General features: G+C 67.4%; 10 protein-coding genes and 2 rRNA genes. 4 read left to right on the top strand and 8 right to left on the bottom strand.

Going from position 1 to position 7,514, the window contains the following annotated elements:
• A partial coding sequence (locus AN233_RS10140; RefSeq protein WP_245626052.1) for a DoxX family protein occupies positions 1 to 377 on the bottom strand: 377 nt, incomplete at its 3' end.
• Between the two features lie 69 nt (positions 378 to 446).
• Here AN233_RS10140 and AN233_RS10135 point away from each other — a divergent pair.
• Both AN233_RS10135 and AN233_RS10130 read left to right on the top strand, forming a co-directional pair.
• Complete coding sequence (locus AN233_RS10135; protein WP_058366669.1) at positions 447 to 842, top strand: winged helix-turn-helix transcriptional regulator; 396 nt, start codon at positions 447 to 449, stop codon at positions 840 to 842.
• A 60-nt stretch (positions 843 to 902) separates the two neighbouring features.
• A complete protein-coding gene (locus AN233_RS10130; RefSeq protein ID WP_058366668.1) occupies positions 903 to 1,391 on the top strand; it encodes a hypothetical protein in 489 nt (162 codons plus the stop codon).
• Between the two features lies 1 nt (position 1,392).
• Here AN233_RS10130 and AN233_RS10125 read toward each other — a convergent pair whose 3' ends face one another.
• From AN233_RS10125 to cyaB, 3 genes are all read right to left on the bottom strand, one after another.
• Positions 1,393 to 1,848 (bottom strand): DUF5804 family protein, encoded by a 456-nt coding sequence (locus AN233_RS10125; RefSeq protein WP_058366667.1) that lies wholly within the window; start codon positions 1,846 to 1,848, stop codon positions 1,393 to 1,395.
• Between the two features lie 84 nt (positions 1,849 to 1,932).
• The gene (locus AN233_RS10120; protein WP_058366666.1) at positions 1,933 to 3,135 is read right to left on the bottom strand and encodes a methionine adenosyltransferase; all 1,203 of its coding nucleotides are present in this window, start codon (positions 3,133 to 3,135) and stop codon (positions 1,933 to 1,935) included.
• 160 nt (positions 3,136 to 3,295) lie between these two features.
• Complete coding sequence (gene cyaB, locus AN233_RS10115; RefSeq protein WP_058366665.1) at positions 3,296 to 3,865, bottom strand: class IV adenylate cyclase; 570 nt, start codon at positions 3,863 to 3,865, stop codon at positions 3,296 to 3,298.
• Between the two features lie 250 nt (positions 3,866 to 4,115).
• On the opposite strand from cyaB, the gene AN233_RS10110 reads away from it, so the two are divergent.
• Positions 4,116 to 4,625, top strand: coding sequence for an SRPBCC family protein (locus AN233_RS10110; protein WP_058366664.1), 510 nt, complete (start codon positions 4,116 to 4,118; stop codon positions 4,623 to 4,625).
• Between the two features lie 104 nt (positions 4,626 to 4,729).
• Here AN233_RS10110 and AN233_RS10105 read toward each other — a convergent pair whose 3' ends face one another.
• Positions 4,730 to 5,587 (bottom strand): DMT family transporter, encoded by an 858-nt coding sequence (locus AN233_RS10105; RefSeq protein ID WP_058366851.1) that lies wholly within the window; start codon positions 5,585 to 5,587, stop codon positions 4,730 to 4,732.
• Between the two features lie 196 nt (positions 5,588 to 5,783).
• Here AN233_RS10105 and AN233_RS10100 point away from each other — a divergent pair, with 196 nt between their 5' ends.
• On the top strand, positions 5,784 to 6,068 hold the full coding sequence (locus tag AN233_RS10100) for a hypothetical protein (protein WP_058366663.1): 285 nt from the start codon (positions 5,784 to 5,786) through the stop codon (positions 6,066 to 6,068).
• An 18-nt stretch (positions 6,069 to 6,086) separates the two neighbouring features.
• On the opposite strand, the gene AN233_RS10095 is transcribed toward AN233_RS10100, so the two are convergent.
• The 3 genes from AN233_RS10095 to AN233_RS18430 all read right to left on the bottom strand — a co-directional run.
• Positions 6,087 to 6,731, bottom strand: a complete 645-nt coding sequence (locus AN233_RS10095; protein WP_058366662.1) for a hypothetical protein — start codon at positions 6,729 to 6,731, stop codon at positions 6,087 to 6,089.
• A gap of 461 nt (positions 6,732 to 7,192) precedes the next feature.
• Positions 7,193 to 7,314, bottom strand: a 5S ribosomal RNA gene (gene rrf, locus AN233_RS10090).
• 108 nt (positions 7,315 to 7,422) lie between these two features.
• A 23S ribosomal RNA gene (locus tag AN233_RS18430) occupies positions 7,423 to 7,514 on the bottom strand; the annotation flags it as partial.

Genomic DNA, 7,514 nt, shown 5'->3' with positions numbered 1-7,514 from the left:
GCACCGTAGACGTTCTTCAGGAACGAGGTCATCTCGTTCTGCTGTTCCTCGGGGTCGTCGACGGTCCAGAAGTCGTGCATCGTTACCGCGGAGACGATCAGGAAGACGGCGAGGCCGCCCGCCGCGATCACGGGGAACGCACCGAGCACGACCCCGAGTCCGCCGAGCACGAGGACCGCGCCGGAGGCGATCACCGAGAAGCTCGGCGCCGGGAGGCCCTTGAACTCCGCGTAGCCGGCCATCTGCTCGAGGTTCATGAAGTGGTTCAGGCCCATGAACGCCAGCACCCCGCCGAACAGGAGCCGGCCGAGCAGAAAGATCTCGCCCGCGAGGGCGGTATCGAACTGAAGCGGTAGCGTCGCGATTTCAGGTATCATCGTGTAACCACGTGTACGGACCGAACCCTTATAGCCATTCCCGGACAACCGTTTCACCAGGTAACACCGATGTCATCGCCAGAATCTCTCACGGCCGGTCCCGAGGCAGCGGAGACGGAAAGCGGGGACGCGACCGCCCCGACCGAGGAAACCGACGCCGGAGCCTGTCCCATCGTCGACTCGATCGATCAGATCGGCTCCAAATGGCGGCTCGTGGTCCTCCACGAACTGCAGGACGGCGAGCGCCGGTTCAACGAGCTCAAGCGCGCGACGGACGCCAACTCGCGGACGCTCTCGCGCGTGCTCGACGACTTACAGGAGCTCGGATTCGTCTCGCGGCGGCTGGAGGAGGACGCCCCGGTCGCGACCTACTACAGCCTGACCGAGAAGGGTGAGTCCCTCTCCGGGGTGTTCTCTGAGGTCGAGTCGTGGGCGTTCGAGTGGCTCGCCGAGTGTGACGCCTGAGGTCGGTCGTGCGACCGGATCGGCGGCCGTAACGACCATCCGCGTTGCTGAACCCTCCGTATGTACGCCGGTCTAACGCACACGCCGTGCTGTCTCTGCGGTCGCGAGGACGCCGCGACCCGGATCGAGGTCCCGCCGCGGGCGCTCGGACTGATGGAGAACGGCGACCCCATCTCCTGGCGCGACGTGGTCGGCACGGTGTCGCTGGGCTTCTGCGAGAGCGACTGGGAACTCGTCCGCGACCTCGTTCTCGACCTCGGCACGCACCCACTCTCGCGGTGTAACGCCGCCCACGTGTCGCTGGATCTCCGGGCGGACCACGAGGCGCTGTTCACCGCGACGAAGGAAGCGACCGATCAGACGGAACTCGAGGCTCGCCGCGCCGAACGCGCCCGCGAGACGCTCGCGGCCGCCGCGAACGAGTCGGGGAGCCCCGAGGAGCGCGCGCTCGTCGAGGCCCTCGTCACGCTGCGGGCACTCGCGGAGCTCGGCGTGCTCGACACCGCGGACGACATCGGAAGCGGGACGGACGCGAACCCCGCCGAGTGAGTCAACCCTCGAACTCGTCCTCGGTCACGCGCACGACGACCGTCTCGCCGCCGTCCGCGCGCTGGTGGGTCGGGGAGTCGCCCTGTTCGCGCACCGCAAAAACGGGGTCGACGAGTCGGTCCTCCTCGTCGACGGCGTAGATCTTCAGCCGCTGATCCGTCTCCGCGGGACGAATCGCCCCGTCCCGAATCCGGGTCGCGAGATCGCGCGAGAGCCACTCCTCGCGCGACACGGAGGGCTCCCTGACGAGCGCCTCGTCGACGAATCGGGCGCAGTACCAGTTGAGATCGTTGAGAAGGGACACCGCCGCTCCCAGACTCACCGTCTCCACGGCGAGGCTGTTGGCGAACGGCTCCGCGATGTCGTAGGTCGCGAGCGCGTCCCGTGCGGTCTCGCGGGACAACAGCTCGTACTGGAGGGTCACCTCCGGGTCGCCCACGAGACACACCGTCGTCATACCCGGATCGACCCCCCGGCCGGCCTAATCGGTTGTGGTCCGCGGTCGGCGGTGGGCCGGCTTGCGGGGCGCGCTGGCCGCCGCTCAGAAGGTCGAGACGTCGCCCTCGATGACGCGGCGCGTCACCTCGGTCACGTCCGCGAGCTCGCGGTCGACGATGGCGGCGACGTCCGCCTCGATGTCCGAGAGCTCGACGCCGTCCTCGGTGACGACCTGGGCGTCCGCGACGTGGGGCTCGTCGATGGGCCGCCCGATCTGTGAGAGCAGTCGGACCTGCAGGTCACGGATGCCGTCGACCTCGTCGGTGACGGACTCGGCGATCTCCGTCGACAGCAGGTTGTAGATCTTCCCGATGTGGTTGACGGGGTTCTTGCCCGAAGTGGCCTCCATCGACATGGGGCGATTCGGGGTGATGAGGCCGTTCGCGCGGTTGCCGCGGCCGACGGAGCCGTCGTCGCCCTGCTCGGCGGAGGTGCCGGTGACCGTGAGGTAGATCGAGCCGTCCTCGTAGTCGTCGGCCGTGTTGACGTCCACGTTCACCTCGCGGTCGGTGTGGTCCTCCGCGAGGTCGAGGACGAACTCGCGCACGTCCGCGACCGCGTCGTCGTAGTCGTCGAGATCGTCGACGTACGCGTCGACCATCGCGGCCGCGACCGTGATGTCGATTCGGTCGCCCTCACGTTTTCCCATGATCTTCACGTCCGGGCCGAGTTCGGGGTGGTCCTCGTAGTAGGTCGTGTTGAGCTCTCGCTCGGCCTCGTGGACGATGCGCTCGGTCTCGGTGAGCGGCGCGTGGCCGACGCCGAAGGAGGTGTCGTTGGCCATCGGGACCTGCTGTTCGTCCTCGCCGAACACGTCCTGCAGGTCGCCCGAGCCCTCGCCGAGCTTCACGTCGACGATCACATCGGTTCCGTACTCCAGCTCGGGAACCGTCTCGGCGAGGTATTCGCGGGCGGCCGCGAGCGCGGTGGAGTCGACCGGGAGGTGCTGCCCCTCGTACTCCTTCGTCGCGCGGCCGACGATCAGGATGTAGATGGGTTCGACGACTTCACCGCCGCCGAAGGCGGGCGCGGCCGAGCCGGCGGCGAGTTGCGTCTCGTCGGTGTTGTAGTGGAGGACCTTGCCGACGCGGTCGAGGTAGAGCTGCGAGAGGGCGCGCGAGACGGACTCCGCGATGCCGTCGCTGATGGAGTCCGGGTGGCCGACCCCCTTTCGCTCCACGATCTCCACGTCCTGGTCCTCGACCGCCTGTCGGTCGAGGCGACTTACCTGAATGTTGCGGCTCATTGCCCCCGGCTACCCGGCCGGCCGCAGTATAACTTGCGGAAACAGTCCGGCTGCGTCTGATGCTCTCGGGTTATGGTCTGGCAACGATTGCCTCGGTTTCTGACGACAGCCGTCACGACCTCACGCCTTCTTCCGGGTCACTCCCCCGCGACCTTCTGAATCACTCCCCCGCGAGACGCATGCCGAGGTAGGAGGTCCTGATCGCGTCGGCGGGGTCGAGACCGAGGTCACGCAGTGCGGCCGCGGCCCGGTCGCGGGCCACCGGAACCTCCGCCTCGGTGGCGACCGTCGTCTCCACTTCGACGTACTCGCCCACCTCGTCGACCGCGTCCAACGTGACCGTGAGCTCCTCGAACGCGTAGAAGGTCCGCTCCTTCCGGACGGTCGCGGCCGGCTCGTAGCCCAGCCCCTCCAGAACGCCCGCCATCGCCGACCCGTCAGCCACCGCCGTCTCGTGTTCCTCCCGGCTCTTGGAGTCGTCGTCCACCAGCGGCCCCTTGTAGGTGACCTTCGTCGTCGGCGCCGCACCGTCCTCGGAACCGCTTTCACCGCCGAGCGGCGTCTCCTCCCGGAGCCGGAGCGCCTCGTCGGTCTCGGCGAAGTCGCGGTCGGGGGCGTCGTAGTAGGTGTCGACCTGTTCGAGCGCCGTCTCCCGCTGGGCGCCCGCGGCCTCTAACCGCTCACGGACAGCGTCGAGGTCGGCGGGAACCTTCAACTCGACTTCGTACATATCCGTGGGAGCGCCCGGCGGAGACAAAAGAACCTCGGGACCGGTCGGGAGATCCGGAGCGCCCCATCGTTCAGAAAGCGATCCGAGACGGTACTGTGCGGGGCGGTGCCGTGCAAGGTGGTTCCAGCGGTGCCGTGCGGGCCGATGCCGTGCGGCGCAGTTGCGGTATCCTGCGGCACCGTGCGATATCGGAACGGTCGCGAGGCCGTCCGGACTCGGGTTTTTCAACCTCCGCCCCGAAGACGGACGTATGCCGACGTACCGCCGCCGGACGCGGATCGCGGCGCCGTTCGAGGAGGTCTGGGAGTTCCACGCCACGACGGCGGGCCTCGAGCGGCTCACGCCCGACTGGATGCACCTCCGTATCGAGGGGGTCCGGGGCCCCGACGGCGAGCGGGAACCGGAGGAGCTGGCGGCGGGGACGCGGATCCGGATGTCGATCGGCCCCCTCGGCGTCGTCCCGCGCCAGCGCTGGGTCTCCGTTATCACTGACCGCCGACGGTCCGATGACGACGCCGTCTTCGTCGACGAGATGCGGGAGGGCCCGTTCCGCAAGTGGGAACACACGCACACGTTCCTCGCCGACGGCGACGAGACGGTCCTCATCGACACCGTTCGCTACCGACTCCCGTTCGGTGCCGTCGGCGACGCCCTCGGTCCCCTCGCGAAGGTCGGGTTCGAGGGCATGTTTCGCGACAGACATCGCCGCACGCGCGCGGCGTTGGAAGGCCACGACGTGCCCGTGTCCGAATCGGGCTGACCCAGGGGCATCCAACGGCCGCGCCCCCGCCTCCCGACGGCCGCTGCTCCATCGTTCGACGGTCCTTCTCCCCGACGCATTGCCCTCAAGACGGCCGCAGAGAGCTACGGCCGCCCCTGCGCGGTGAGCAGGATACCGACGAGTACGACTGTGCCGCCGGCGACCGTATACCCCGTCGGCACCTCGGCCAGCAGTACCAGCGCCAGTAGCGTGGCACCGACCGGCTCACCCAGCATCGACACCGAAACGATGCTCGACTCGAGGTACCCCAGCGCCCAGTTGATGACCGTGTGCCCGAACAGCCCCGGGCCGAGCGCCAGTCCCGCGAAGATCGCCCATTCGCTCGCTGGATACCCCGTCAGCGAGTGACCGCCCGCGAGAACGACCGCGAGTAACGCGACCGAGCAGACGGCGTACACGACGACGACGTACGGAATCAGGGACACGCGCGCCCGAAGCGACCGCCCGGCGAGGACGTACCCGGCGGCGGTTACCGCTCCGAGGAGCGCGAGCGCGTTACCGTACAGCGGGGCTGCACCGACGAGAACGCCGCCAAGAAAGTCCCCGATCGACATCACCACCACGCCACAGATCGCGATCGCGATCCCGACCGCCATGCGGCGCGTCACCGTCTCCTGAAGGAACAGCCACGCGCCCGCCGCCACGAACACGGGCTGCGCCTGAACGATCGTCACGCTCGCCGCGACGCTCGTCCACGAGAGGCTCTCGAACCACGCCGCGAAGTGGACGGCCAGCGCGACTCCGGACAGGACCGCGAACCCGAGATCGCGAGGGGTTATCCGTCGAAAGTCCTCTCGGTACCGCCACAGCGCAACCGGCAACAGCGGAAGGGTCGTAAAGAGCACGCGGTAGAAGGCTGCGACGGAACTCGGCGCCTCGCTGAGCCGCACGAGGATCGCCCCGGTGCTGATGGCGAGCACGGCGGCGCCCAGTCCGACCATCGGCGCGACAGCAGGGTCCTCCGCTTCGTGGGCGATCACGGCCGCGCTTTCCGACGGAGCGGGCTTACCGCTTTCGGACGTCCATCCGGACGGGACAGCAGCCGAGCGAACCGGACGGGGCGTCAGCGGATCGAACGCTCGACAGCCCTGGCTCGCAGCCGGTGCATCTTTGCCCCCACCACCCTCGACTTCGACCATGGCAGACACGTTCGGCGTCGGCATTCAGCTCACGGAGACGGAGTTCCGCGTGGTGGTACACGTCCCCTCGGACATCGACTCGGGATGGACGGATCCCGAAGCGTTCCAGCAACTCGTCGCCGAAGCGGTCTGGGACCGGCTCGAGAAGGAATCCGTGCTCCGAACCGTCGCTGAGGCCGCCGAGTCGGGAGAGACCGTGTCGCTCGGGACGGTGACGCTCGACCCCGACGGTAGCGTCGTCGCAAGCGACCTGTCACCCCCCGAGCCGTCCGACGCAGAGTGAGTCGTCGACGGAAGTCGCTCAGTCGTTCGCGTCCAGCGCCTCACCGACCTCGAGGAGCCGCCCCGCGTCATAGACGGTGAGGTCGTACCGCGTCGGCCCGACGGTGTCGGACCACACGTCGATAATCCCCAGATCGACGAACGCCTTGAGCGTCGCCCCGAGGGTCCTCGGCGTCGTCGCCGGGTCGGCGAGACGGCGGTGGATCTGTTTCGCCTTCGGATAGTTCCGCTCACATCGTTCGATCCCCCGTCTCGCCTCTCGCCAGTGTCGACGGGCGTATCCGAAGTTCGTCGGGTCGGCCCGTCGCAATCGTTCGACCGCTCTGCCGACATTACTCTCCGAATGATCGACGACGACCTCGTCCGCGAGGCCCCCGAACCGTTCGAACGTTGCCCGGTCGACGGCGTCGGCATCGATCCCACAGACGACGACTCCGGATGGAGGGAGATCGTCTCGGAGCCGTTCCAGAGCTGCGATCGTACTCTCGCCCCCCGCGTCCGCGATCAGCTTGTCGAGCGCGTCCAGATACATCACGACCGTTTCCGAATCGCGCTCATCCAGGCTCGCAGCGACGGTGTCGGCGAACCCCTCGGCGTCGACCGGCCGTTCGAGGGTCCGCAGCGCGAGATTGCGGTCCGGAAGCACCTGCGTGGGCGAGTCCACGCCGGAGGACGCCGTGGCTCCCCGAGACAATGTTGCGACGTTACATAACAGCTCACGCCGCGGTACCGAACCGACCTCCGTGCGCCACATGCGTCGCCACTCCTCGGGTGTACCGTCGTACAGGAGAGTGACGAGATCGACCGGGCCGCAATCGCTCGGGACGGATGCGAGGGCACGGTCGGACCGCGCCGAGAGAACGATCCGTGGTTCGTCCCGGCCGCGGTCCCCCATTTACTCATCATCCGCGTGCAGAATTGATAAAAACACCGGTCAAAAAGTCGATGACAGCAGCTGAGCCGTGAGTATCCGACGTTTCAGGGATCAGCCGCCACACCGGGTGCCCGCATTCGGACCGACATGCACGGCGCGGCCGCTATCCAACCCGAAACCACCACACAGCACGACACCTCACCACAGCACTGCCGCTCGCCAATGAATGCATCCGCGTATGAGTATGAATGGACAGACGGCGAACCGGTACTCCCAGAGGGTCTCCCACTCCAGTACTACCCGGCACGCAGGTGGGCTTCACTTCCGTGTTCGGAATGGGTACGGGTCTTTCCCCACCGCTGTGGCCGTCTTTATGCCGACTTCCGGAATCGAACCGGAATACGCCAACGTCGGTCTGACGCGTAACTACCGTGTATACGTGCGATCCAGCTACCGCCTGAACTCAATACCCAATCCGTGGCATGAGTGTGGCTCGGTCTGTTAGTGCTCGTGGACTACAACGCCTCGTTGCCTTAGCGCGTACATCCCGAGTCTATCTAACTCGTCTTCTAC

Source organism: Haloparvum sedimenti, from assembly GCF_001462205.1.
Classification (GTDB): Archaea; Halobacteriota; Halobacteria; order Halobacteriales; family Haloferacaceae; genus Haloparvum; species Haloparvum sedimenti.
Note: the sequence above shows the minus strand (reverse complement) of the source record. Positions and strands in the feature narration are given on the sequence as shown.